The following is a 26,772-nucleotide window of genomic DNA, read 5'->3' on the forward strand; positions in this document are numbered from 1 at the left end:
GGGCGATCCCAAGGCACTTGGTCGATCGTCTAAACTTGAGTAGAATCCCCCACCCCAGGGCAAACCAACGATCATTCGCATAACGGCGAGGTGCAGTACCATGTTTTATCCAGATCAATTTGACGTCATCATCATCGGTGGTGGTCATGCAGGCACAGAGGCTGCAATGGCAGCGGCACGCATGGGACGTCAGACCCTCTTGCTGACGCACAATATCGACACACTGGGGCAAATGTCTTGCAACCCAGCGATCGGCGGTATTGGAAAGGGGCATCTGGTAAAAGAAATCGATGCCCTCGGCGGGTTGATGGCGATGGCAACAGACCAGGCGGGCATTCAGTTTAGGATACTAAACGCGAGCAAAGGCCCCGCAGTCAGGGCAACTCGTGCGCAGGCCGATCGGGTACTTTACCGTCAGGCGGTGCGTACCGCATTGGAAAATCAGCCAAATTTGATGATCTTCCAGCAACCTGTCGAAGATCTAATTGTGGAAAACGATCGGGTTGTCGGTGCTGTCACCCAGATGGGGCTTAAATTCCGCGCCAAAGCCGTTGTGCTGACCGTAGGGACCTTCCTGGATGGTAAGATTCACATCGGGCTGGAAAACTACAGCGGTGGCCGTGCAGGCGATCCTCCATCGATCTCGCTATCACAGCGTCTGCGTGAACTGCCGTTGAGAGTGAATCGCCTGAAAACCGGTACACCACCGCGAATTGACGCCAGAACTATCGATTTCAGCCAATTGACACCGCAGCTAGGTGACGATCCGGTGCCGGTATTTTCATTCCTCGGGAATGCCTCACAGCATCCTGAGCAAATGGCTTGCCATATCACCTACACCAATGAAAAAACCCATGAGGTTATCCGTAATAACCTCGATCGTAGCCCAATGTATGCTGGGATCATTGAAGGGATCGGCCCACGCTATTGCCCCTCGATCGAAGACAAAGTCATGCGCTTCGCCGATCGTAATGCGCACCAGATTTTCCTTGAGCCAGAAGGCTTAACCAGTAACGAAATTTACCCAAATGGGATTTCCACCAGTTTGCCATTTGATGTGCAGATGCAAATCGTTCGTTCGATGAAAGGTATGGAAAACGCAAGAATCATTCGTCCTGGTTACGCTATTGAGTATGATTTCTTCGATCCACGTGATTTGAAGCCGACTCTGGAAAGTAAATATATTCAGGGGCTGTTCTTTGCAGGACAAATCAACGGCACCACCGGTTACGAAGAAGCGGCGGCTCAAGGCTTGCTTGCTGGCCTCAACGCAGGTCGCTTTGCCAACGAAGACGAAGGCTGGTCACCGCGCCGTGATGAAGCCTACCTCGGTGTGCTGGTAGACGATTTGAGCACTTTGGGCACCAAAGAACCCTATCGCATGTTTACCTCTCGGGCTGAATACCGCTTGATGTTACGTGAAGACAATGCCGATCTGCGTCTGACTGAAACTGGACGTAAGCTTGGTTTAGTCGATGACGTTCGCTGGGCTCATTACAGCCAGAAAATCGAGCAAATCGAGAGAGAACGCCAGCGTCTGCGCGATATCATGGTGCATCCGAACTCAGAGAACATCGAGCAAATCAACGCGTTGCTCAAAGCGCCTTTGTCCAAAGAAGCCAATGGCGAAGAGTTGTTACGACGCCCTGAAATCGATTACCGCATGCTGACTTCACTGGACAAATTCGGCCCAGCATTGAGCGATCCTCAGTCTGCGGATCAGGTTGAAATTCAAGTAAAATACGAGGGTTATATTGCCCGTCAGCAGGAAGAAATCGAACGCCAGCTGCGCAATGAGAACACGTTGCTGCCTGCGGATCTGGATTACAGTCAGGTTTCAGGTTTGTCGAATGAAGTCACGGCAAAACTGAACGATCATAAACCAAACTCGATCGGCCAGGCATCGCGTATTTCTGGCGTTACGCCAGCTGCAATCTCTATCTTGCTGGTCTGGTTGAAAAAACAGGGCTTACTTCGTCGTAGTGCCTGAATGTATTCTGCGGTGCGCTAGACTTAGCGCACCAGCGACCGCCTGCTAACGCAGGCAAATCTCTTTTTCGATGACTTATTAACGCTGGCTACGCCGCTTATGGCCAGAGGAAATTGTGGTGCAAAAAAAATTAGAATCCTTGCTTAAAAGCGCGGGAATTTCGTTACCCGATCAACAAAAACAGCAGCTTATTGGCTATGTTGAGCTATTGCACAAGTGGAACAAGGCTTATAACCTGACTTCTGTCCGCGACCCTGAACAAATGCTGGTTCGCCATATCCTGGATAGCATTGTGGTTAACCCTCATTTGCAAGGTCAGCGGTTTATCGATGTCGGAACCGGGCCGGGCTTACCTGGCATTCCTCTGGCTATCGTGCGCCCTGATTCACATTTCACTCTGCTAGACAGCCTCGGAAAGCGTGTGCGCTTTTTGCGTCAGGTACAACATGAGTTGGGGTTGACTAATATCGAGCCTGTGCAGAGCCGTGTGGAAGACTTTAGCGGCCAACCTGGGTTTGATGGCGTGATAAGCCGTGCGTTTGCTTCTTTGGACGATATGCTGTCTTGGTGCCATCACCTGCCAGCCAGGCCTGAAGGGCGTTTTTACGCGCTGAAAGGCGTACGCCCTGATGATGAATTATCGACTTTGCCACAAGGTATTGAATTGGAGTCTGTGATTCGACTACAGGTTCCTGAGTTAGATGGCGAACGGCATTTGGTTATCCTTAAACCAAACTAAGTTTGTTATTTATCAAAAAAAAGCAATAAAGTTTTTCGGAATTAGGTATTTCACCCGGGTTAATTGTCTGAGTTAATTAATTCGGTGGATGTGTAAATATTCACCTGATTATTACAAGAATGTATCCGGGAATTGACATATCAGGTTGGACGCAGGGATATAATCACGAATGAAACTACTTTGATTCATTATTCTTCGTTTTTATGTGTTTAACTTGTTGCAATATTATTATCGAAAATGTCAACAGAAGGTTTTGGTTCGGTAGATAAGATGTTTACGGTGTGTTTAAATTCAATTCTTTGATTTATATATGTATTTAATGGCTCTTTTGGTTAAAGACAAAGAAAAGCGTTCTCGATATAAATAGATAATATTAAGTTCTGTGAGCAACAGCACGCTTTATTGAGAGCCAGTGGAATAGTCAGACAAAATAATGTGAGATTTATTCCGAGGGATTTCTTGTGAAAAGAGTCCGAAAGAAGAAAATTTAAATAATTGTTCACCTTTTCGCTACTTATCGATTGAATTCGTTGGTGTGCACCGTATAATTTGCTCGTTTTTTGCTGCTTGACTCTCTGGGGCAAAGGCAGTTTTATACGTCACTCAGTATACCCATCGAGGGGTAGGGAGAGAACAAACGTCATGCCTGTATCCCTTTACAACGGGAAAATTGCGCGAAAGTTGCTGTTTTTGCAGTTAATGACTTTTGTTGTTCTCAGCGCTGCTTTCGGTTTGAAAGGCTTGGAATGGAGTGCTTCTGCATTCGCAGGGGGTTTGGCGGCCTGGTTGCCAAATGCCATGTTCATGCTGTTTGCTTGCCGCCATCAGGCAAAAACAGCGGCTCCGGGTCGTGTTGCTTGGACGTTTGCCATTGGCGAAGGGTTAAAAGTTATCATTACGATAATTTTACTGATTGTGGCTTTGGGGCTGTTTAAAGCGGCGTTTGTCCCACTCGGTTTAACCTATTTATCGGTGCTGATTGTGCAGATATTGGCACCGGCCGTAATTAGCGGTTACCGTACTTAAAACAGTTATCGTATTTAACTAAAAAAGGGTAAGAGGCATCATGTCTGCATCAGGAGAAATCTCTACTCCAAGGGACTACATAGGCCACCATCTGAATAACCTTCAGTTGGACCTGCGTACCTTCGAGTTGGTCAATCCCCACTCTACTGGCCCTGCATCGTTCTGGACGTTGAACATTGACTCATTGTTCTTCTCTGTCGTGCTGGGGTTAGCTTTTCTGCTTTTGTTCCGCAAAGTTGCTGCAGGTGCCACCAGTGGCGTCCCGGGTAAACTGCAGACCGCCGTTGAATTGATTATCGGTTTTGTCGATAGCAGCGTGAAGGACATGTATCACGGCAAGAGCAAAGTGATCGCTCCTCTGGCGTTGACCGTGTTTGTCTGGGTCTTCCTGATGAATATGATGGACTTGCTACCAATCGATTTACTGCCATTCATCGGTGAACACGTCTTTGGATTACCGGCTCTGCGTGTGGTACCTACTGCCGATGTAAGCATTACCTTGTCTATGGCTTTGGGTGTTTTCATCCTTATCCTGTTCTACAGCATCAAAATGAAAGGTGTAGGCGGCTTCGTAAAAGAATTAACGATGCAGCCGTTCAATCACCCGGTATTCATTCCAGTCAACTTGATCCTGGAAGGTGTCAGCCTGCTGTCCAAACCGGTTTCACTCGGTCTGCGACTGTTCGGCAACATGTATGCGGGTGAGTTGATCTTCATCCTGATTGCTGGCCTGCTGCCGTGGTGGTCTCAGTGGTTGTTAAGTGTGCCTTGGGCCATTTTCCATATACTGATTATTACGTTGCAAGCCTTTATCTTCATGGTTCTGACGATTGTCTATCTCTCGATGGCATCCGAAGAGCACTGATTTTCTTATAACACTACTGCGTTTTAACTGAAATAACTGGAGACTGTCATGGAAAACCTGAATATGGATCTGCTGTACATGGCTGCCGCTGTGATGATGGGTTTAGCGGCAATCGGTGCTGCGATCGGTATCGGCATCCTGGGTGGTAAATTTTTGGAAGGCGCTGCACGTCAGCCTGACCTGATTCCTCTGCTGCGTACACAGTTCTTTATCGTCATGGGTCTGGTTGACGCCATCCCAATGATCGCTGTTGGTCTGGGTCTGTACGTGATGTTTGCTGTCGCGTAAGTAGAGATTTTCTCTACTGTGAAACTACACCAAACTATTAACTTTGAAAGAGGCATTGTGCTGTGAATCTTAACGCAACAATCCTCGGCCAGGCCATCGCGTTTGTCCTGTTTGTCATCTTTTGTATGAAGTACGTATGGCCGCCAATTATGGCTGCCATCGAGAAGCGTCAAAAAGAAATTGCTGACGGTCTCTCTTCTGCAGAGCGTGCCAAAAAAGATTTGGACTTAGCGCAAGCCAATGCGACCGACCAACTGAAGAAAGCGAAAGCAGAAGCTCAGGTGATCATCGAGCAGGCGTCTAAACGCAAAGCTCAGATCCTTGATGAAGCTAAAACTGAAGCTGAACAGGAACGTAACAAAATCGTGGCGCAAGCGCAGGCAGAGATCGACGCCGAACGTAAGCGCGCTCGTGAAGAGTTGCGTAAGCAAGTCGCGATGTTGGCAATAGCTGGCGCCGAGAAGATCATCGAACGTTCCGTGGATGAAGCTGCTAACAGCGACATCGTTGATAAACTGGTCGCTGAACTGTAAGGAGGGAGGGGCTGATGTCTGAATTTGTAACTGTAGCTCGCCCCTACGCCAAAGCAGCTTTTGACTTTGCTGTTGAGCACCAGGCGGTTGAACATTGGCAGGAAATGCTGGCGTTTACCGCTCAGGTAACGCGCAATGAACAGATTGCCGAATTGCTTTCAGGTGCAGTTGCACCTGAATCAATGTCGAAAACGTTTATTGCCGTTTGTGGTGATCAACTCGATGTGCCCGCACAGAACTTTATCCGAGTTATGGCGGAGAATGGCCGTTTACTGGTTCTTCCTGAGGTGCTGCAGCAGTTTATTCAACTGCGTGCCTCGTTAGAGTCTACCGTCGACGTTGAAGTGTCCTCTGCGAGTGCACTGAGTGACGAACAGCAGGCTAAGATTGCCGCTGCGATGGAAAAACGTCTGTCACGCAAAGTTAAGCTGAATTGCAAAATTGATAAGTCTGTAATGGCCGGCGTCGTAATACGCGCAGGCGATATGGTGATAGATGGCAGCGTTCGCGGTCGTCTTGAACGCCTGGCAGACGTCTTGCAGTCTTAAGGGGACTGGAGCATATGCAACTGAATTCCACCGAAATCAGCGAACTGATCAAGCAGCGCATTGCTCAGTTCAATGTGGTGAGCGAAGCTCACAATGAAGGTACTATTGTTTCCGTCAGCGACGGGATCATCCGCGTGCACGGTTTGGCTGAAGTTATGCAAGGCGAGATGATCGCATTGCCAGGCAACCGTTACGCTATCGCACTGAACCTGGAGCGAGACTCCGTTGGTGCAGTCGTTATGGGTCCGTACGCCGATCTTGCTGAAGGCATGAAGGTTAAATGTACTGGCCGTATCCTGGAAGTTCCTGTCGGTCGTGGCCTGTTGGGTCGCGTTGTCAATACTCTGGGTGAACCTATTGATGGTAAAGGTCCGGTAGAAAACGACGGCTTCTCAGCCGTTGAAGCTATTGCACCTGGCGTTATCGAACGTCAATCCGTTGATGAACCCGTTCAGACTGGTTATAAATCCGTTGATGCCATGATTCCAATTGGTCGTGGTCAGCGTGAATTGATCATCGGTGACCGTCAAACCGGTAAAACTGCTCTGGCGATTGATGCGATCATTAACCAGCGCGATTCCGGCATCAAATGTGTGTATGTTGCTATCGGCCAGAAAGCCTCTACTGTTGCAAACGTAGTGCGCAAACTGGAAGAACACGGCGCTTTGGCTAACACCATTGTGGTTGTTGCTACCGCGTCTGAATCTGCAGCATTGCAATACCTGGCACCTTACTCCGGTTGTGCCATGGGTGAATATTTCCGCGATCGCGGTGAAGATGCGCTGATTATTTATGATGACCTGTCCAAACAGGCCGTTGCATATCGTCAAATCTCCTTGCTGCTTCGTCGTCCACCAGGCCGTGAAGCTTATCCTGGCGACGTATTCTACCTCCACTCCCGTTTGCTGGAACGTGCTGCGCGTGTCAACGCGGACTACGTTGAAGCATTCACCAAGGGTGAAGTGAAAGGTAAAACCGGTTCTTTGACCGCTCTGCCGATCATCGAAACGCAAGCAGGTGACGTTTCCGCGTTCGTTCCGACCAACGTAATTTCGATTACCGATGGTCAGATCTTCCTGGAATCCAGCCTGTTTAACGCCGGTATTCGTCCTGCGGTAAACCCAGGTATCTCCGTATCTCGTGTGGGTGGTGCAGCGCAGACCAAGATCATGAAAAAACTGTCCGGTGGTATCCGTACCGCTCTGGCACAGTATCGTGAACTTGCCGCGTTCTCCCAGTTCGCATCCGATCTGGATGATGCAACACGTAAACAGCTGAGCCACGGTCAGAAAGTGACCGAGCTTCTGAAACAGAAACAGTATGCGCCGATGTCTGTCGCACAGCAGTCTCTGGTTCTGTTCGCAGCTGAACGTGGTTATCTGGGTGATATCGAGCTGGCGAAGGTGGGTAGCTTTGAAGCTGCGCTGTTAGCTTTTGCTGACCGTGAGCACGCTGAGCTTCTGCAACAAATCAACCAAACTGGCGCGTATAACGATGAGATCGAGGCCAAGCTGAAAGGCATCCTCGACACATTCAAGGCAACCCAGTCCTGGTAACGCTATTCGGTCCTGCTTTTCGTTAGGAAAGCAGGCCGTCTGGCAATGAGGAGAAGCAGAAATGGCCGGCGCAAAAGAGATACGTTCCAAGATCGCCAGCGTGCAAAACACGCAAAAGATCACCAAAGCCATGGAGATGGTCGCCGCCTCCAAAATGCGTAAATCGCAGGAACGCATGGCGGCCAGCCGTCCTTATGCAGAAACGATGCGCAGTGTGATTGGTCACCTCGCGTTAGGTAATCTGGAATACAAACACCCCTACCTGGACGAACGTGAAGTGAAACGCGTCGGGTATCTGGTGGTTTCTACAGACCGTGGTCTATGTGGTGGTTTGAACATTAACCTGTTCAAAAAACTGTTGGCTGAGATGAAAGCTTGGTCCGAGAAAGGCGTTGAGTGCGATCTTGCCCTGATTGGTTCCAAAGCGGCATCTTTCTTCGGTTCCGTGGGCGGCAATATTGTTGCTCAGGTTACTGGCATGGGGGATAACCCTTCTCTGTCAGAACTGATCGGGCCGGTGAAAGTGATGCTACAAGCCTACGATGAAGGCCGCCTGGACAAACTGTATGTAGTAAATAACAAGTTTATCAACACAATGTCTCAGGAACCACGGATCATGCAGCTGTTACCTCTTCCGCCTGCGGAAGACGGCGAGCTGAAGAAGAAATCCTGGGATTACCTGTATGAACCCGATCCTAAAGCGTTGCTGGATACCCTCCTGCGTCGCTATGTGGAATCACAGGTTTATCAGGGCGTCGTTGAAAACCTGGCCAGCGAACAGGCCGCGCGAATGGTAGCGATGAAAGCCGCCACCGATAACGGCGGTAGCCTGATCAAAGAGCTGCAGTTGGTTTACAACAAGGCTCGTCAGGCCAGCATCACTCAGGAACTCACCGAGATCGTCGGGGGAGCCTCCGCGGTTTAACCAGGCTATTACCCCAAATAGTTCATATTGCGGGAAGGCGGCAACTGAGCGAGCCTCCGGGTGTTTACTTGAAGTAAGCAGCGGGAGTGAAAGAAGACAGCCAACGCGTCAGCAATGTGAAGTATGACGGGTAAATGTATTACGTAGAGGATTCAAGATGGCTACTGGAAAGATTATCCAGGTAATCGGCGCCGTAGTGGACGTCGAATTCCCCCAAGACGCTGTACCAAAAGTGTACAACGCCCTTGAGGTCGAAGGCACGGCTTCCAAGCTAGTGCTAGAAGTTCAGCAACAGCTGGGCGGCGGTGTTGTTCGTTGTATCGCAATGGGCTCTTCCGATGGTCTGAGCCGTGGGTTGAAAGTAATCAACCTGGAACACCCAATTGAAGTGCCAGTAGGTAAAGCTACTCTGGGCCGTATCATGAACGTATTGGGTGACCCAATCGACATGAAAGGTGCCATCGGTGAAGAAGAGCGTTGGGCAATCCACCGCGAAGCGCCTTCTTACGAAGAGCTTGCCAGCTCGCAGGATCTGTTGGAAACCGGTATCAAGGTAATGGATCTGATTTGTCCGTTCGCTAAGGGCGGTAAAGTCGGTCTGTTCGGTGGTGCGGGTGTAGGTAAAACAGTAAACATGATGGAGCTGATCCGTAACATCGCGATCGAGCACTCAGGTTATTCTGTCTTTGCCGGCGTGGGTGAACGTACTCGTGAGGGTAACGACTTCTACCACGAAATGACTGACTCCAACGTTCTGGACAAAGTATCACTGGTTTATGGCCAGATGAATGAGCCACCGGGTAACCGTCTGCGCGTAGCATTGACCGGCCTGACCATGGCGGAGAAATTCCGTGATGAAGGTCGTGACGTACTGCTGTTCATCGATAACATTTACCGTTATACCTTGGCCGGTACAGAAGTATCTGCACTGCTGGGTCGTATGCCATCTGCGGTAGGCTACCAGCCAACGCTGGCAGAAGAGATGGGCGTGTTGCAGGAACGTATTACTTCCACCAAGACGGGTTCAATCACCTCCGTACAGGCCGTTTACGTACCTGCGGATGACTTGACTGACCCATCACCAGCAACCACCTTTGCTCACTTGGATGCAACAGTGGTATTGAGCCGTCAAATCGCCTCTCTGGGTATCTACCCGGCGGTTGACCCGCTTGATTCCACCAGCCGTCAGCTTGATCCATTGGTTGTTGGTCAGGAACACTACGATGTAGCGCGTGGCGTGCAGTCTATTCTGCAACGTTACCAGGAGCTGAAAGATATCATCGCGATTCTGGGTATGGACGAGTTGTCAGAAGATGACAAACTGGTTGTATCCCGTGCGCGTAAAATCCAGCGCTTCCTGTCTCAACCGTTCTTCGTGGCAGAAGTCTTCACCGGTTCTCCGGGTAAATTCGTGTCGCTGAAAGATACCATCCGTGGTTTCAAAGGCATCATGAATGGCGACTATGACCACCTGCCGGAGCAGGCGTTCTACATGGTTGGCACCATTGAAGAAGCAGTGGAAAAAGCCAAGAAACTGTAACGCTGTTGACTGGAGGGTGACATGGCTGCAATGACTTACCATCTGGACGTTGTGAGCGCCGAGAAGAAAATGTTCTCAGGCGTAGTGCAAAAGATTCAGGTGACGGGTAGTGAAGGTGAGCTGGGTATTTTCCCTGGCCATGCCCCGCTGCTCACTGCCATTAAGCCTGGCATGATACGTATTGTTAAACAGTTCGGTGAGGAAGAGTTTATCTATCTTTCTGGCGGCATCCTTGAGGTGCAACCGAGCGTTGTGATCGTATTGGCTGACACTGCTATTCGCGGAACCGATCTGGACGAAGCTAAGGCGCTGGAATCTAAGCGCAAAGCCGAAGCCCATATCAACAATTCCCACGGTGATGTCGACTATGCTCAGGCATCCGCTGAACTGGCGAAGGCGATTGCGAAATTACGCGTAATCGAACTGACCCGTAAAGCGATGTAACTTTATCGAGTCAGGTTGCCTAAAGCGGCCTGACTGATAGAGTAATAAGGTGCCAGTTAGCGCAAGCTGACTGGCATTTTTCTTTTCTGCGAATCCCATGATTCTCTTTATTCTTCGATCTCGCCTCTCGGTTTTTCCTATTCAATCGGTCATTTCATTGTGTTTTTAAGATTGTTAAACCTTACTTAATAAGGTGCGATCCGTATAACTATTATCGGATATATAAAGTCGGTAATGATGTTTCGATGCAAAAGCATCGTTAGCCTTTGGGGGGATGTCTTATTTCGGCGAGAGTTGATTATGAGGAAGGCGTTTTCTTTCTGAATTATCTTGTTTCTTGCCGTAAAATAAGTGTTTTATTGCGCGATAGAGTTAGGTTTTCTCAGCCGATAAAAGTGGTAAAACGTCGTCGATCGCAGACAGTATCTCTCGCTTTTTTTTGGATTTTCGCTAAGTGAAACAATCCTTTAACGGTGCGGGTTTGCGGCGTTTTTCGCTGAGAAATATGTAGTAATTTTATCGGTAAACGGGTTTACTTCCGTCAATTCAATTGGAGTTATCAGGTTGCTTATGTCTAACAGCACAATGAGCGTAGTTATTCTTGCCGCAGGCAAGGGAACGCGCATGTATTCCGACCTTCCCAAGGTATTACATCCATTGGCCGGCAAGCCTATGGTTCAGCATGTTATTGATGCTGCGATGAAGCTGGGTTCCAGCAATGTTCATCTGGTTTATGGTCACGGTGGCGATTTACTGAAAAAGACGCTGAGCGATCCGGCATTAAACTGGGTGTTACAGGCTGAGCAACTGGGTACGGGCCATGCGATGCAGCAGGCTGCGCCTCATTTCTCTGATGATGAAGATATTTTGATGCTGTATGGCGATGTACCACTGATCTCTGTGGATACCTTGCAGCGTTTGGTTGCGGCTAAACCAGAAGGCGGTATCGGGCTACTGACGGTTAAGTTGGACGATCCAACCGGTTATGGCCGTATCGTGCGTGAAAACGGCGAAGTGGTCGGTATCGTTGAGCATAAAGATGCCAGCGAAGCCCAGCGTGATATTAACGAAGTTAACACGGGTATTCTGGTGGCTAACGGGCGCGATCTGAAGCGCTGGTTGTCTATGCTGGATAACAACAACGCGCAGGGTGAGTTTTACATCACCGATATTATCGCTCTGGCACATGCTGACGGTAAAAAGATTGAAGCCGTACATCCTTCCCGCCTAAGTGAAGTTGAAGGCGTTAATAACCGTCTGCAATTGGCTGCTTTGGAACGTGATTTCCAGTCTGAACAAGCGGAAAAACTGCTGCTGGCGGGCGTAATGCTGTTAGATCCTGCTCGCTTTGATCTGCGCGGTGAGTTAACTCATGGCCGTGATATCACCATCGACACCAACGTTATCATCGAAGGCAAAGTGACGTTAGGCAATCGGGTTCGCATCGGCAGCGGCTGTGTGTTGAAAAATTGCGTGATTGGCGATGATTGCGAAATCAGTCCTTACAGCGTGCTGGAAGATGCTCGTTTGGATAACGCCTGTACCGTTGGGCCGTTTGCCCGTCTTCGTCCTGGCGCTGAGCTGGCTGAGGGGGCTCACGTGGGCAACTTCGTCGAACTGAAGAAAACGCGTTTGGGTAAAGGCTCTAAAGCTGGCCACCTGTCTTATTTAGGCGATGCTGAAATCGGCGCAGATGTGAATATCGGCGCAGGAACCATCACCTGCAACTATGATGGTAAGAACAAGTTTAAAACCATTATTGGCGATGATGTCTTCGTTGGTTCTGATACCCAACTGGTAGCCCCTGTTACCGTCGAAAAAGGTGCCACTATCGGCGCTGGTACTACTGTCACCCGTAACGTGGCTGAAAATGAGCTGGTATTGAGCCGCGTTAAGCAGGTCAATATCCAAGGCTGGAAGCGTCCGGTCAAAAAAAGCTGATTAATATCCTTTCATGGTGTCATGCCATGAAAGGAATGTTTTGCTCGATTTTTTTAGCGACTAACGGCTGAGAATATCGAGCAAAACATAATAATCCCCAAACTCTACAGGCTCGGGGAACCCGGAAAATCCGGAAAATCAGGTCACTGGCATCGAATGGGTTCTTTTCAAAGAACCTTAAATAGGAATTAAACTGATGTGTGGAATTGTTGGCGCAGTAGCGCAACGTGATATTGCTGAGATTCTGATCGAAGGCTTGCGCCGTTTGGAATACCGTGGCTATGACTCTGCCGGTCTGTCGGTAGTTGATGCCAAAGGTAATATGACCCGTTTGCGTCGCGTGGGGAAAGTTCAGGCTTTGTCCGATGCGGCAGAAAGCACGGAACTGCACGGTGGCACAGGTATTGCACACACGCGTTGGGCGACTCACGGCGAACCTTCAGAATCGAATGCTCACCCGCATGTTTCTGAATATATATCCGTCGTTCATAACGGCATTATCGAAAACCACGAACCATTACGTGAATTGCTGATTAGCCGCGGCTATAAGTTCAATTCTGAGACCGATACCGAAGTTATTGCTCATCTGGTGCACTGGGAGCAGCAACAGGGCGGTTCTTTGCTGGATGTGGTGAAACGCGTTATTCCTCAGCTGCGTGGTGCCTACGGTACCGTAGTGATGGATAGCCGTGACCCAAGTACGCTGGTAGCAGCGCGATCCGGTAGCCCGCTGGTGATCGGCTGTGGCGTAGGCGAAAACTTTATCGCCTCTGACCAGCTGGCCTTGCTGCCGGTAACTCGTCGCTTTATCTTCCTGGAAGAAGGTGATGTGGTTGAAGTGACTCGCCGCAGCGTGAAAATCTTCGATAAAAGCGGTAACGCCGTCGAACGTGCGGAAATTGAATCTCAGGTTCAATATGATGCAGGCGACAAAGGTGTTTATCGCCATTACATGCAGAAAGAAATCTACGAACAGCCGATGGCGATTAAAAACACGCTGGAAGGCCGTTTGAACCACGGTTTGATCGATCTGTCTGAACTTGGCCCGAACGCAGATAAGCTGCTCTCTGATGTCCAGCATATCCAAATTATCGCTTGTGGCACTTCTTACAACTCAGGCATGGTTTCTCGCTATTGGTTCGAAGCCTTGGCTGGTGTGCCTTGCGACGTGGAAATTGCCTCTGAATTCCGTTACCGCAAATCAGCGGTTCGTCCAAACAGTCTGTTGATTACGCTTTCTCAGTCTGGTGAAACGGCGGATACGCTGGCAGCCCTGCGTTTGTCTAAAGAACTGGGCTATCTGGGTTCTTTGGCTATTTGTAACGTAGCAGGCTCTTCGTTGGTTCGTGAATCTGATTTGGCACTCATGACCAAAGCTGGGACTGAAATCGGCGTAGCTTCGACCAAAGCTTTTACCACTCAGTTGACCGTTTTGCTGATGCTGGTGGCTAAAATTGGCCGCCTGAAGGGTAAACCGGAAAGCCTGGAACACGATGTGGTTCATGCGTTACAGGCTCTGCCTGCGCGTATTGAGCAGATGCTGTCTCTGGATAAAACTATCGAAGCGCTGGCGGAAGGTTTCTCTGATAAGCATCATGCTCTGTTCCTGGGACGTGGCGATCAATACCCGATTGCAATGGAAGGCGCGTTGAAGCTGAAAGAAATCTCCTATATTCATGCGGAAGCTTACGCAGCTGGTGAATTGAAACACGGCCCTCTGGCGCTGATTGATGCTGATATGCCGGTTATTGTGGTTGCGCCAAACAACGATCTGTTGGAAAAACTGAAATCTAACATCGAAGAAGTACGTGCTCGCGGCGGTTTGCTGTACGTCTTTGCCGATCAGGACGCGGGTTTCACCGACAGTGAAGGGATGAAAATTATCCAACTGCCACACGTAGAAGACATTATTGCTCCAATCTTCTATACCGTGCCGCTACAGCTGCTGTCTTACCACGTTGCTCTGATCAAGGGCACTGATGTGGATCAGCCGCGTAACCTGGCAAAATCGGTTACCGTTGAGTAATTTCGGGCTATAAATCTAATGAATATGCTGTTCAGCGAGATCTCGATCTGCTGAACAGCATTTTTTTACCCAACTTATTATCTACTAATGAAAATTCATTGCGTATCGCTTCGTTGATTATCAAAAAAATTTTTAGCCTCTAAGAGCTGACTGTAAATATCGCTATATCTTATTTATATATTAATTTTTGCTTTTAATATATGTATTTTATTATTTTTAACAATCTGTATAAAGTGTTATTTATTACTTGATGCAGGGGTTTTATTAGGTGTTGGGGGGGCGTATTCCTGGTGGCGTTCTGATGAAAATAATATCATCAGCAATTTCCGCCAATTCGTCTATGTATTTCTCAATATTATTTAATTCATTTATTGGTAACGAGTTGCTGTATTTTTGTTTATCATAAAATGGCTTTTGATATATATTGTCACTATAGTTATCAAATGGTTTTGAATATGTACCTTTTTCGGTATTTGTTATTACTGCTTTCATTGATTTGTAGATGGATTCTGGTGAACTATTAACGTCATGATACATTGATTCGTAGGTAGGTTCTGCTGGGCCATTAACATCATCATTTATTGATTCGTAGATAGGTTCTGCTGGGCCATTAACATCATCATTTATTGATTCGTAGATAGGTTCTGCTGGGCCATTAATATCATCACTTATTGATTCATAGATATGTTCTTGTGAAGCATATAATTCATTATTTATTGGTACGTATGATGATTTTCCAACGCTATAAATACTATTATTTATTATGTTTTCTTCTACTTTTGCTGTATTTATTTTCTTCAGTAATGCATTTATTCCTTTGCTTTTTTTATTAACCAACTTTGAATTCTGTTCAGTGAGTATTTTATTTAAATTATTTAAATCATTGATTGCGTTTGTTTTACACCCTTGACTACAGCTAAGAGGTGAGTTTTTTATTTCTTTCATTAAGTTATATAACTTTTTGGCACTTTGGGATGTTACCTTTTTCTGGTCCACTGCAGTGCTATGAATGGTTCTAATTTCATGTTGTACTCTTTCCATAGATATACTCATGGTTTTATCCTCTAATATTCTGAATTTTAGGCGTTGACTATACTATGAGAGTATCTGGTCACATTCTGTAATAAATAGCGTTTTATCGGTTAGTTAAATAGTGTTTGTCATCGTCGATTTCTAAATCACGCTTTGTGCTTTTGTTCATTTCTGGCTGGTAGGCAAAATGTCTTGATGAAACCTATGACTGTCGGTGGTTTTGCCGCTGCTTTTCTGATTTGTCATAAAACTGTCATATTTCATACATTTTTCTGTCACTAAACTGTCCTATTTTCCCTCCTGCACCATACTTAATCTGATGAAAACAATTTTGAGTTTGATACCTATATCCCATTAGGAGGGATTATGAGACTGATGCGTACCACCGTAGCCAGCATTGTGGCAGCGACTTTATCTATGACAACTGTGTCCGCGTTCGCTGCTGCAAGCCTGACGGGTGCAGGTGCGACATTCCCCGCGCCGGTGTATGCCAAGTGGGCAGATTCTTATCAGAAAGAAACAGGTAACAAAGTGAACTATCAGGGGATTGGTTCTTCGGGTGGCGTAAAGCAAATCATCGCCAATACCGTTGATTTCGGTGCCTCTGATGCGCCGCTGTCTGACGACAAGCTAGCGGCAGACGGTTTGTTCCAGTTCCCTACCGTTATTGGTGGTGTGGTGCTGGCAGTCAACCTGCCGGGCGTGAAATCCGGTGAATTGACGTTAGACGGCAAAACGCTGGGCGATATTTATCTGGGCAATGTGAAAAAGTGGAATGACCCAGCTATTGTTAAATTGAACCCAGGCGTAAAACTGCCGGATCAAAATATTGCAGTGGTTCGTCGTGCCGATGGTTCAGGTACTTCATTCGTTTTCACCAGCTATCTGGCTAAAGTGAATGCGGAATGGAAAGAAAAAATCGGTGCTGGCTCTACGGTTAACTGGCCAACCGGTTTAGGCGGTAAAGGTAACGACGGCATTGCTGCTTTCGTTCAGCGTTTACCGGGTTCTATTGGTTATGTGGAATACGCTTACGCCAAACAGAACAATCTGGCTTACACCAAACTCATTGGTGCTGATGGTAAAGCCGTTAGCCCAACGGAAGAAAACTTCAGTGCAGCGGCGAAAGGCGTTGATTGGAGCAAAACATTCGCTCAGGACCTGACTAACCAGAATGCTGAAGGCGCGTGGCCAATTACTTCTACTACCTTCATTTTGTTACACAAAAACCAGAAAAATGCTGAAAAAGGCACTGAAGTCCTGAAATTCTTCGACTGGGCTTACACCCACGGCGCAAAACAGGCCAGCGAACTGGATTATGCAACCTTGCCAGCCGAAGTGGTTGAGCAGGTACGTGCAGCCTGGAAAACGCAGATAAAAGACAGTTCAGGCAAAGCATTGTTCTAAGCTCGATAGAAACGAATAAAGCAGTAAAAAACTGTAATTGGTTCCATTAATTGTCCCTCCCCGTGTGGGGAGGGAAATAACACCCGGATGAGAAGAGAGTCTATGGCTGGTTATAAGCCGACTATCAAAGCACCGAGCAAGCACGGTGACATCATATTTGGCGCGCTGGTAAAACTGGCTGCGTTAATAACCCTATTCCTGCTGGGCGGGATCATTATTTCCCTCATTGTTGCCTCCTGGCCGAGTATCGAAAAATTCGGTTTTGCCTTTCTGTGGACCAAAGAGTGGGACGCTCCGGCCGAGCAATTCGGGGCGCTGGTACCGATTTACGGTACGGTGGTCACTTCGTTAATTGCGTTAATTATTGCCGTTCCCGTTAGTTTTGGTATTGCGTTATTCCTGACAGAGTTGGCACCAAACTGGCTGAAACGCCCGCTGGGCGTCGCTATTGAGCTGCTGGCGGCTATCCCAAGTATCGTTTACGGCATGTGGGGCCTGTTTGTCTTTGCGCCGCTGTTTGCCAAGTATTTTCAGGAACCTGTCGGTAATGTCCTTTCAGGTATTCCGATCGTTGGCGTGCTGTTCTCTGGCCCGGCGTTCGGCATCGGCATTTTGGCTGCCGGTGTGATATTGGCCATTATGATTATTCCTTACATTGCTTCCGTTATGCGTGATGTCTTTGAACAAACGCCGGTGATGATGAAAGAGTCTGCCTACGGCATTGGCTGCACCACTTGGGAAGTGATTTGGCGTATTGTGCTGCCCTTCACCAAGAATGGGGTGATCGGCGGCGTTATGTTGGGGCTGGGGCGCGCGCTGGGGGAAACCATGGCAGTGACCTTTATCATCGGTAATACCTACCAACTCGACAGCTTCTCACTGTTTATGCCGGGCAACAGTATTACCTCTGCGCTGGCCAATGAGTTTGCCGAAGCTGAATCTGGCCTGCATACCGCAGCCTTGATGGAGCTAGGGTTAATCCTGTTCGTCATCACCTTTATTGTTCTGGCATTGTCGAAGCTGATGATTCTGCGTCTGGCTAAGAAAGAGGGGCGCTAATATGACCACTATGGATATGCAAACTAACGCAGCCTTGCTGGAAACTCGTCGCAAGAAACAGGCGTGGCGCCGTCAAAAGAACCGCCTCGCGCTGATTTTATCCCTGGCGACCATGGCTTTTGGCCTGTTCTGGCTGGTGTGGATTCTATTTTCCACAATTACCAAAGGCGTAGACGGTATGTCTTTGGCGCTGTTTACCGAAATGACGCCGCCGCCGAATACCGCTGGTGGTGGGCTGGCTAACGCCATTGCCGGTAGTGGACTCCTGATTCTATGGGCCACGGTTATCGGTACTCCGCTGGGCATTATGGCCGGTATCTATCTGGCTGAATATGGGCGCAAATCGTGGTTGGCGGAGATCATTCGTTTTATCAATGACATTTTGCTATCTGCGCCGTCGATTGTGGTTGGTCTGTTCGTTTACACCATTGTGGTGGCGAGAATGGAGCACTTTTCCGGCTGGGCAGGGGTTATTGCGCTGGCGCTGTTACAGGTGCCTATTGTGATACGAACCACGGAAAACATGCTGAAGCTAGTACCGGATAGCCTACGTGAAGCGGCCTACGCCTTGGGAACACCTAAATGGCGCATGATTTCTGCAATTACATTGAAGGCGTCAATCTCCGGCATCCTTACCGGCGTACTGTTGGCTATAGCCCGTATCGCCGGCGAAACGGCACCGCTGCTGTTCACTTCGCTCTCCAATCAGTTCTGGAGTACCGATATGAGCCAGCCGATAGCCAACTTACCGGTTACCATATTTAAGTTTGCCATGAGTCCTTTTGCCGAATGGCAACAGTTGGCCTGGGCCGGTGTGCTGCTGATTACCCTGTGCGTTCTGCTATTGAATATTCTGGCGCGGGTTATTTTCGCGAAGAAAAAATACTGATACGTCACCCAAATTCAAAAGCGTAGCTTAGGCTGCGTTAGCTAAAAGAGAGAAGTCTTGATGAGTATGGCTACTGAGACCACCAACAGCAAAATTCAGGTTCGCGATTTGAACTTCTATTACGGTAAATTCCATGCGTTGAAGAATATTTCGTTGGATATTGCTAAAAATCAGGTCACGGCTTTTATCGGCCCATCAGGCTGCGGCAAATCAACCTTGCTGCGCACCTTTAACAAGATGTATCAGCTGTATCCGGATCAGCGTGCAGAAGGTGACATTCTGCTGGATGGCGAAAATATCCTGACGGATAAGCAAGATATCGCTCTGCTGCGCGCCAAGGTCGGTATGGTATTTCAGAAACCGACGCCGTTCCCGATGTCGATTTACGATAACATCGCTTTTGGCGTGAAACTGTTTGAAAATCTGTCCCGCGCCGATATGGATGAGCGGGTGCAGTGGGCGCTGACCAAAGCGGCGCTGTGGAATGAAACCAAAGATAAGCTGCATCAGAGCGGTTACAGTCTGTCCGGCGGCCAGCAGCAGCGTCTTTGCATCGCGCGCGGTATCGCTATTCGCCCTGATGTATTACTGCTGGATGAGCCTTGCTCGGCGCTAGATCCTATCTCTACCGGGCGTATTGAGGAGCTGATCAGCGAGCTGAAGTCTGACTATACCGTGGTGATTGTGACCCATAATATGCAGCAGGCGGCGCGTTGCTCAGACCATACGGCATTTATGTATCTGGGTGAGCTTATTGAGTTCAGTGATACAGACACCCTGTTTACTGCGCCACAGATGAAGCAGACGGAAGATTACATCACCGGCCGCTATGGTTGATTGCCTGACTGATTAGGCTATTACACTGACCCTGCGGGTTAATTTGGTCGAAGATTGACTTTCGGCCAGAGCGCCCGCAACGGGATCGCGTTCATTACGCCTATTGGGATAGGCTTATACGTACGGGAAGTATTATGGATAACCTGAATCTGAATAAACATATCTCTGGCCAGTTCAACGCTGAGTTGGAGCATATCCGTACCCAGGTGTTAACCATGGGCGGCATGGTCGAGCAGCAATTGACCGATGCTATCACCGCGATGCATAACCAGGATGGTGAACTGGCAAAGCGAGTGATTGAAGGCGATAAAAAGGTCAATATGATGGAAGTGGCGATTGATGAAGCCTGCGTGCGCATCATCGCTAAACGTCAGCCTACCGCCAGCGATTTACGTTTAGTTATGGCGATCATCAAAACTATTTCCGAACTGGAACGAATTGGCGACGTAGCGGACAAAATTTGCCGCACGGCGTTGGAGAAATTCTCCCACCAGCATCAGCCGCTGTTGGTTAGCCTGGAATCTCTGGGGCGCCACACGGTGCAAATGCTACATGACGTACTGGATGCCTTTGCGCGTATGGATCTGGACGAAGCCATCCGAATTTATCGTGAAGATCGAAAGGTAGATCAGGAATACGAAGGCATCGTTCGTCAGCTAATGACCTATATGATGGAAGATTCTCGCACTATTCCCAGCGTGCTAACCGCTCTGTTCTGCGCTCGTTCCATTGAGCGTATTGGCGATCGCTGCCAGAATATCTGTGAGTTTATTTTTTACTTCGTCAAAGGTCATGATTTCCGTCATTTGGGCGGGGACGATCTGGAAAAATTGCTTTCCGAAGGTAAAAAGTAACGCTATCGGCCCGGTTCTCCGGGCTTTTTATTGCCCCACACGCTGACTCCCCGCCCAATATACTCAAAATTCCTCGTTTGGTTAAAATGGTTATAAATATAGCGTTTTATATTATTTCCTGACCTAAGAACAAATTGATAGCTTATAGCCAATGCAGCACATCAATCACTTAGGAGCTATCCATGAAACACCAGGCGATCACATTAACGCTGTTGGCCAGTTTGGCTACGCTTTCCGGCATGGCTCACGCCGATAAACTGGATGATATTAAACAGGCTGGTGTGGTGCGAATTGCGGTTTTTGATAGCAATCCTCCGTTTGGCTATATCGATGAGCAAAGTAAAAAGCTGGTGGGCTACGATGTGGATGTGGCGAATGCGATAGCGAAAGATTTAGGCGTAAAGCTAGAGCTAAAGGCAACAAACCCAGCTAACCGCATTCCGCTATTAGCATCGAAAAAAGTTGATTTGATCGCTGCCAACTTCACCATTACCGATGAACGTGCTAAGCAAGTGAACTTTAGCCTGCCTTATTTTGCCACGGGACAGAAATTCATAGCCCGCAAAGGGGTACTAAAAACGCCGGAAGACATCGGAAAACTGCGTATCGGCGCGGATAAAGGTACGGTACAAGAAATTACCCTGCGGGAGCGTTATCCCACAGCTAAAGTGATTTCCTACGATGATACGCCGCTGGCTTTCACCGCTTTGCGTAATGGTAACGTTCAGGCTATTACTCAGGATGATGCCAAATTAGTTGGGTTATTGGGTAACGTCCCCGCCGCGCAAAAAGCTGATTTTGAAATATCTCCTTTCAGTATTACCAAAGAATACCAAGGCATCGGGATTCCTAAAGGTGAGGATCGTCTGACTGCAGTGGTAAATCAAACGTTGGAAAAACTGGAGAAAGACGGTGACGCGGTGAAGATTTATAACCACTGGTTCGGGCCGGAAACCAAATCTGCCCAGCCGCGCGGTGATTTTAAGTTTGCACCTTTGGATCAACAGCCTAAAGCCTGATTTTTTGCGATGATGCACTGAGCCTGGATGCCCCGTATTGATAGCCAATGCGGGGTTATTTGTTTTACGCAAGGGCGTTATTTGCAGGACAGGGAGAGTCGCGCCAAATGGATTTGAACGATAACCCGACGGGTACGGAAGTATATGAATTTTCATCGGTTAACTGATTGGTTGCTGGTTTCACCCTATATTGGCTGGCTATGGGACGGCTTTTTACTGACCCTATGGATCTCCGCCTGTACGGTCGTCGCTGCGACTTTGCTGGGTTTTGTACTGGCTGCAGCCAGAGACAGCCACCTAAAACTGCTTCTGTGGTTGGCAATCGCCTACAGTACGCTATTTCGCAATACTCCTTTGTTAATACAGCTTTTTTTCTGGTATTTCGCCGCCGGTCAGTTACTGCCTGCATCATGGATGCAGTGGTTAAATACACCCCATGAATTATCCTTGCCCGGATGGGGACTGCCCTGGCCTTCATTTGAGTTTCTGGCCGGATTTATTGGCCTGACTTTGTATTCCACGGCTTTTATTGCGGAAGAATTACGTGCGGGAATTAGCGGCGTCGCTAAAGGGCAAAAAAATGCTGCTCACGCTCTTGGGTTAACGGGTTGGCAATCCATGCGTTACGTCGTTTTGCCACAGGCGCTAAAAATAGCTATGCCGCCGTTATTGGGGCAATACATGAATATAATCAAGAACTCATCTTTAGCGATGGCGATCGGCGTCGCGGAACTTTCTTATGCATCTCGTCAGGTTGAAACTGAAACTTTACGCACCTTTCAGGCCTTCGGTGTCGCGACTCTGTTGTATATCTCGGTTATTGCGTTGATTGAGGCTTGGGGAATGTGGCGTCAACAGCGATTGATTGCGCGAGGGCATTAAGATGGATTTTACGATTATTGCGGATAACTGGCGCTATTTGTTGTGGGGAACGTTCCCCGATGGCCCATTAGGCGGCGCGGCGCTGACGCTGGCGATTAGCCTGATGGCGGGAGCGGCGTCGGCAGCTCTGGGGATTATTCTTGGTGTAGCGCTGGCGATGTCGCGGGGCGTATGGGGCGGAATACTGGCGGCGGTTTTAGGGTTTTTCCGTGCTATCCCCGTTATTATGCTGATTTTTTGGACCTATTTTTTACTACCGATCGTTTTTGGCGTAGATATTCCGGAAATTACCACCGTGGTGTGTGCGCTGGCGCTGATTGCCTCGGCCTATCTGGCTCACGCGGTAAAAGCGGGCATTCTGGCGATAGGAGAAGGCCAATGGCAAGCGGGGTTATCCCTCGGATTTAACCGTTGGCAGGTATTGGCTTACGTGGTTTTACCGCAGGCGCTGCGCATGATGGTGCCGTCGTTTATCAATCAATGGATCTCATTGATAAAAGATACTTCGCTGGCCTATATAGTTGGCGTGAATGAACTGACATTTCTGGCTACTCAGGTTAATAATCGCAGCATGGTGTACCCGATGGAGGTATTCCTGTTCGTTGCCCTGATTTACTTTGTTTTTTGTCTGACTTTGGATGTATCGGCCAACGTTATCAATCGCCGTTTCAGCCCGCAAACGCGGGCAATTAAACGAACATGGCGCTGGTGGAGGAATAAACCGGCGCTGTCTGCCAGCTAATTTTTCGTCAGTTTCCAGCCTTTTAGCTGCCATAACTCAGGAAGTTGCTGCATATAGTAAAAAGTGGTGACTAATGGATGATCGATTGGCTGGTTATGGGGATCGGCGCAATAGTAAAAAACCGGTATGCCCGCCGCGATGCCGGCCTGAGCGCCTGCCAGCGAGTCCTCGACTAAAATACAGGCTTCAACGGGAACCTGCATTTTATTGGCCGCGTGGTGAATCAAGGCGGGATCGGGTTTCCAGCGCTGAATGTCGTAGCCACTATATAAATGATTAGCGAAGAAATGGCGTAAATCTGTCAGTCCCAGTGAGTGCTCCATCTTACTGACCGGTCCGTTAGATACCACACAGACTGGCACATTTATTTTTTTTAACAGTGAGTTAGCGCCGGGAATAGGTTGCAATTCACTGTCAAACAGCCGCGCGACTTCCTGTCGATATATTTTCTCCATTTCAGTAACTGGCTGATTTAAATTATATTCATCGCTGACACACTCAATAATTTCATAGAGTTTTATGCCCTTGAAGCGCTTAATGACGCTTTCCAGAGAAAGGTGAATACCATAATGGGCAAAAAGTAGCACATAGGCTCGGCAACATAGCACTTCGCTGTCTACTAATGTTCCGTCGCAATCAAACATGACGCATTGAATCTGAGACATAGCACCAATCCTTGCTGTAAAAATCGCTTAAACCCACTTTAACGTCACGGATTAATATTGCGACGTTTATTGTCATGATTAGCGTAGTAATTAATAACAAATTTAATAAATACAGTCGATTGAGTAAGAAAATCGTCAAAATCAGCGGTTTTTTTTAAGTGGAGTAGCCGTAAAAACGGGGCTATTTGATACAAACCTCTGCGAAAAATAGCTAAAAAAGAGTGTGATCCGGCTCAACATTGACGCGTTTTGTTATAGGATAGCAGCCGACTATTCACCCCCTATTGTGGACTCTGATAATGAGTAAACCAAACCTTGATGTTGAGCAGGGGATGCTCGAACGCGTATTTAAGCTAAAACAACATGGAACAACGGCGCGCACTGAGCTGATCGCCGGTATGACGACTTTCCTGACCATGGTCTATATCGTTTTTGTTAACCCCCAAATCCTTGGGGTTGCCGGTATGGATGTGCAGGCTGTTTTTGTCACTACCTGCTTGATCGCCGCTTTTGGCAGTATTTTAATGGGATTATTGGCGAACTTACCTGTTGCTTTGGCTCCCGCTATGGGGCTGAACGCCTTCTTCGCTTTTGTCGTCGTTGGCGCTATGGGTATTTCATGGCAGGTGGCGATGGGCGCTATTTTCTGGGGCGCAATCGGTTTCCTGCTATTGACCATTTTCCGCATCCGCTATTGGATGATTGCCAACATTCCATTGAGCCTTCGTGTCGGTATTACCAGTGGTATTGGTCTATTTATCGCGATGATGGGTCTGAAAAATGCCGGTATCGTGGTAGCAAATCCGGACACACTAGTCGCCGTGGGCGATCTGAGCTCCCACAGCGTCCTATTGGGAGCGCTAGGCTTCTTTATCATTGCGGTATTGGCTTCGCGTAATATCCATGCGGCAGTGCTGGTATCCATCGTCGTAACTACGCTGATCGGCTGGGCGTTGGGCGATGTGCAGTATCACGGTATTTTCTCCATGCCACCCAGCGTCACCAGCGTTGTTGGCCAAGTGGATATCGCCGGTGCGTTGAATCTGGGTCTGGCAGGCGTCATTTTCTCCTTTATGCTGGTTAATCTTTTCGATTCATCTGGCACGCTGATTGGTGTAACAGATAAAGCGGGTCTGACGGATGAAAACGGCAAGTTCCCTCGAATGAAACAGGCGCTTTACGTCGACAGTATCAGCTCTGTAGCAGGGGCGCTGGTAGGAACCTCTTCGGTAACCGCTTATATCGAAAGCTCCTCTGGTGTTTCCGTCGGCGGCCGCACGGGTTTAACCGCTGTTGTGGTGGGTATCCTATTCTTGCTGGTGATCTTTATCTCACCGCTTGCCGGGATGGTGCCTGCTTATGCGGCCGCTGGCGCGCTGATTTATGTTGGGGTTCTGATGACATCCAGCCTGGCTCGAGTGAAATGGGATGATTTAACCGAAGCGGTTCCGGCCTTTGTGACTGCCGCCATGATGCCATTCAGCTTCTCAATCACTGAAGGTATCGCTTTAGGCTTTATCGCATATTGCGTAATGAAGCTGGGCACCGGGCGTTGGCGTGAAATCAGCCCTTGCGTCGTCGTTGTGGCGTTACTCTTTGTGCTAAAAATTGCCTTTGTCGATCATTAATTATTTGATCGAGTAATAAAAATGGCCCCGAATCTGCAGAGATCGGGGCTTTTTTTATCCGGGTCTGATGCAAAATGGGGCTTACTTCACTCTAACTCGCTCAATATAAGCGCTGAACGCGGCGAGTTGTTTAGTCAGAAAATCCAAGGTTCCCTGATCGGTTAATTCTCTGCGCTCTTCATCGACTTTGCTCTGAATTACGCCGCCCATAAATTCTGGTTTATTCATCACCATAGCGTCGAGGAAGACCAAAATCTGGCGCAGGTGATATTGGCAGCGTGCGCCGCCGATAGGGCCCATTGAACTCGTTTGAATTAACACGGGTTTGCCAGCCAAGGGCTGGTTTTGTAGGCGAGAAAGCCAATCGATAGCGTTTTTCAAACCGCCGGGAACCGAATAGTTATATTCTGGTGTCACAATGATCACGCCATCGGCCTGGCGGATTTGCTCTGCAATGGCTTCTACGCTAGCTGGAATGCCATCTTCCTGTTGAACATCAGCATCATAAAGAGGAATATCGCGGATAGAAGGCAGGGCCTCGATAGTCACTCCAGCGGGAGCTAATTGCGGCAAGGCTTTGGCAACCATAGCGTTATAGGAACCGGAACGCAGACTACCCAGTAAGGTAACAAGTTTAAGCGGCTGCTGTGACATGACTCACTCCTGTTAATTGGTGAAATAATATTGTCTTGAACTAGATTAGGCTTGCTTACTCGAATTAAACAATAGGTATTTGTCTGCTTATCTTGCTGAATATCAATAAAAATATCGCTACCTAAGAGTGACTTGGTGTAAGGCTTGGGTTTGATAATAAAAAGGGTCATGCTGTTTCTATCGTACTAATAATAATCTAAAAAAACGTTAATTGGCTTGCAACAGTAGAGCTGTATTCTTTGAGCAAAATGGATGTCTATAACTTAGTAACTTAGTAACTTAGTAACTTAGTAACTTAGTAACTTAGTGCAGCCATCAATAACTTCAATCAGGAAAGGTTGGATTGAGAGAGTTTACTCATTGATATTGCCATCAAAACAAGGCTCCTCGGTGGATGTAACTGAAGAATACTCAGTTATCCCGGCTATTAGATCCAGTGGGAGAAATGAAGAAAAACAAGGTTTTCTTAGCATGAGTAGATGAGACATTATCTAATGTTACACATATAAATAATGTGGTTATCTGGTTTTTTTAAGGATAATACCTCGGTTTAAACAGGTTAATAGCTCGAAATAAATATACTAATAAAGTAGGTTATTTCATTTTATATCGGAATAGATAACAAAGATGATTAAGTTTTGGGAGATTATTAATTAAATAAAGCAGAAAATTCCCACAGGCCA

25 protein-coding genes are annotated in these 26,772 nt (G+C 48.0%); 22 read left to right on the top strand and 3 right to left on the bottom strand.

All coding sequences use genetic code 11. From position 1 onward, the window contains the following. The first annotated feature begins 100 nt into the window (after positions 1-100). From mnmG to glmS, 13 genes are all read left to right on the top strand, one after another. Positions 101-1,990, top strand: a complete 1,890-nt coding sequence (mnmG, locus tag ACQ4OC_RS13915; RefSeq protein WP_120806538.1) for a tRNA uridine-5-carboxymethylaminomethyl(34) synthesis enzyme MnmG — start codon at positions 101-103, stop codon at positions 1,988-1,990. Positions 1,991-2,108: 118 nt separating this feature from the next. Then, positions 2,109-2,729, top strand: coding sequence for a 16S rRNA (guanine(527)-N(7))-methyltransferase RsmG (gene rsmG / locus ACQ4OC_RS13920; protein ID WP_064515990.1), 621 nt, complete (start codon positions 2,109-2,111; stop codon positions 2,727-2,729). 642 nt (positions 2,730-3,371) lie between these two features. Beyond that, positions 3,372-3,755 carry a F0F1 ATP synthase subunit I gene (gene atpI / locus ACQ4OC_RS13925; protein WP_064515988.1) on the top strand — a complete coding sequence of 128 codons (384 nt, stop codon included), beginning with the start codon at positions 3,372-3,374 and terminating at the stop codon, positions 3,753-3,755. Between the two features lie 40 nt (positions 3,756-3,795). Further along, a complete protein-coding gene (gene atpB / locus ACQ4OC_RS13930) occupies positions 3,796-4,620 on the top strand; it encodes a F0F1 ATP synthase subunit A (protein WP_049597436.1) in 825 nt (274 codons plus the stop codon). Positions 4,621-4,668: 48 nt separating this feature from the next. After that, positions 4,669-4,908, top strand: a complete 240-nt coding sequence (gene atpE / locus ACQ4OC_RS13935) for a F0F1 ATP synthase subunit C (RefSeq protein ID WP_000429386.1) — start codon at positions 4,669-4,671, stop codon at positions 4,906-4,908. Positions 4,909-4,970: 62 nt separating this feature from the next. Beyond that, positions 4,971-5,441 carry a F0F1 ATP synthase subunit B gene (gene atpF, locus ACQ4OC_RS13940; protein ID WP_049597435.1) on the top strand — a complete coding sequence of 157 codons (471 nt, stop codon included), beginning with the start codon at positions 4,971-4,973 and terminating at the stop codon, positions 5,439-5,441. 14 nt (positions 5,442-5,455) lie between these two features. Continuing rightward, the gene (atpH, locus tag ACQ4OC_RS13945; RefSeq protein WP_064515986.1) at positions 5,456-5,989 is read left to right on the top strand and encodes a F0F1 ATP synthase subunit delta; all 534 of its coding nucleotides are present in this window, start codon (positions 5,456-5,458) and stop codon (positions 5,987-5,989) included. A gap of 14 nt (positions 5,990-6,003) precedes the next feature. Continuing rightward, positions 6,004-7,545 carry a F0F1 ATP synthase subunit alpha gene (atpA, locus tag ACQ4OC_RS13950; RefSeq protein ID WP_004393033.1) on the top strand — a complete coding sequence of 514 codons (1,542 nt, stop codon included), beginning with the start codon at positions 6,004-6,006 and terminating at the stop codon, positions 7,543-7,545. Between the two features lie 61 nt (positions 7,546-7,606). Continuing rightward, positions 7,607-8,470: a F0F1 ATP synthase subunit gamma gene (gene atpG / locus ACQ4OC_RS13955; RefSeq protein ID WP_049597433.1), complete on the top strand. Its 864-nt coding sequence runs from the start codon at positions 7,607-7,609 to the stop codon at positions 8,468-8,470. Positions 8,471-8,627: 157 nt separating this feature from the next. Beyond that, complete coding sequence (gene atpD / locus ACQ4OC_RS13960) at positions 8,628-10,010, top strand: F0F1 ATP synthase subunit beta (protein WP_049597432.1); 1,383 nt, start codon at positions 8,628-8,630, stop codon at positions 10,008-10,010. 21 nt (positions 10,011-10,031) lie between these two features. Beyond that, the gene (locus tag ACQ4OC_RS13965; protein WP_038242203.1) at positions 10,032-10,454 is read left to right on the top strand and encodes a F0F1 ATP synthase subunit epsilon; all 423 of its coding nucleotides are present in this window, start codon (positions 10,032-10,034) and stop codon (positions 10,452-10,454) included. A 570-nt stretch (positions 10,455-11,024) separates the two neighbouring features. Beyond that, a complete protein-coding gene (glmU, locus tag ACQ4OC_RS13970) occupies positions 11,025-12,395 on the top strand; it encodes a bifunctional UDP-N-acetylglucosamine diphosphorylase/glucosamine-1-phosphate N-acetyltransferase GlmU (RefSeq protein WP_064515984.1) in 1,371 nt (456 codons plus the stop codon). A gap of 196 nt (positions 12,396-12,591) precedes the next feature. Next, on the top strand, positions 12,592-14,421 hold the full coding sequence (gene glmS / locus ACQ4OC_RS13975; protein WP_064515982.1) for a glutamine--fructose-6-phosphate transaminase (isomerizing): 1,830 nt from the start codon (positions 12,592-12,594) through the stop codon (positions 14,419-14,421). A gap of 264 nt (positions 14,422-14,685) precedes the next feature. On the opposite strand, the gene ACQ4OC_RS13980 is transcribed toward glmS, so the two are convergent. Then, positions 14,686-15,474, bottom strand: coding sequence for a hypothetical protein (locus ACQ4OC_RS13980; RefSeq protein WP_120806536.1), 789 nt, complete (start codon positions 15,472-15,474; stop codon positions 14,686-14,688). A 345-nt stretch (positions 15,475-15,819) separates the two neighbouring features. On the opposite strand from ACQ4OC_RS13980, the gene pstS reads away from it, so the two are divergent. From pstS to ACQ4OC_RS14020, 8 genes are all read left to right on the top strand, one after another. Next, on the top strand, positions 15,820-16,860 hold the full coding sequence (gene pstS / locus ACQ4OC_RS13985; RefSeq protein ID WP_064515978.1) for a phosphate ABC transporter substrate-binding protein PstS: 1,041 nt from the start codon (positions 15,820-15,822) through the stop codon (positions 16,858-16,860). A 102-nt stretch (positions 16,861-16,962) separates the two neighbouring features. Further along, positions 16,963-17,919, top strand: coding sequence for a phosphate ABC transporter permease PstC (gene pstC / locus ACQ4OC_RS13990; protein ID WP_049597427.1), 957 nt, complete (start codon positions 16,963-16,965; stop codon positions 17,917-17,919). Between the two features lies 1 nt (position 17,920). Continuing rightward, complete coding sequence (gene pstA / locus ACQ4OC_RS13995) at positions 17,921-18,808, top strand: phosphate ABC transporter permease PstA (protein WP_049597426.1); 888 nt, start codon at positions 17,921-17,923, stop codon at positions 18,806-18,808. A gap of 60 nt (positions 18,809-18,868) precedes the next feature. After that, complete coding sequence (gene pstB, locus ACQ4OC_RS14000) at positions 18,869-19,645, top strand: phosphate ABC transporter ATP-binding protein PstB (RefSeq protein ID WP_064515974.1); 777 nt, start codon at positions 18,869-18,871, stop codon at positions 19,643-19,645. A gap of 134 nt (positions 19,646-19,779) precedes the next feature. Then, positions 19,780-20,499 carry a phosphate signaling complex protein PhoU gene (gene phoU / locus ACQ4OC_RS14005; protein WP_049597424.1) on the top strand — a complete coding sequence of 240 codons (720 nt, stop codon included), beginning with the start codon at positions 19,780-19,782 and terminating at the stop codon, positions 20,497-20,499. A gap of 182 nt (positions 20,500-20,681) precedes the next feature. After that, complete coding sequence (locus ACQ4OC_RS14010; RefSeq protein WP_064515973.1) at positions 20,682-21,518, top strand: ABC transporter substrate-binding protein; 837 nt, start codon at positions 20,682-20,684, stop codon at positions 21,516-21,518. Positions 21,519-21,662: 144 nt separating this feature from the next. After that, positions 21,663-22,400, top strand: coding sequence for an amino acid ABC transporter permease (locus tag ACQ4OC_RS14015; RefSeq protein ID WP_120806535.1), 738 nt, complete (start codon positions 21,663-21,665; stop codon positions 22,398-22,400). Position 22,401: 1 nt separating this feature from the next. After that, entirely contained in the window at positions 22,402-23,142 is a 741-nt protein-coding gene (locus ACQ4OC_RS14020) for an amino acid ABC transporter permease (RefSeq protein WP_064515969.1), read from the top strand. On the opposite strand, the gene yieH is transcribed toward ACQ4OC_RS14020, so the two are convergent. Further along, positions 23,139-23,807, bottom strand: coding sequence for a 6-phosphogluconate phosphatase (gene yieH / locus ACQ4OC_RS14025; protein WP_430971278.1), 669 nt, complete (start codon positions 23,805-23,807; stop codon positions 23,139-23,141). The genes ACQ4OC_RS14020 and yieH overlap by 4 nt on opposite strands. A gap of 299 nt (positions 23,808-24,106) precedes the next feature. Between yieH and ACQ4OC_RS14030 the strand changes: the two genes are divergently transcribed. Continuing rightward, complete coding sequence (locus ACQ4OC_RS14030; protein WP_064515965.1) at positions 24,107-25,435, top strand: NCS2 family permease; 1,329 nt, start codon at positions 24,107-24,109, stop codon at positions 25,433-25,435. Between the two features lie 81 nt (positions 25,436-25,516). On the opposite strand, the gene ACQ4OC_RS14035 is transcribed toward ACQ4OC_RS14030, so the two are convergent. Next, positions 25,517-26,089, bottom strand: coding sequence for an NADPH-dependent FMN reductase (locus ACQ4OC_RS14035; protein ID WP_064515961.1), 573 nt, complete (start codon positions 26,087-26,089; stop codon positions 25,517-25,519). Positions 26,090-26,772 lie beyond the last annotated feature (683 nt).

Origin of the sequence: Yersinia sp. J1, from assembly GCF_050586585.1 — a bacterium.
GTDB classification, from domain to species: domain Bacteria; phylum Pseudomonadota; class Gammaproteobacteria; order Enterobacterales; family Enterobacteriaceae; genus Yersinia; species Yersinia entomophaga.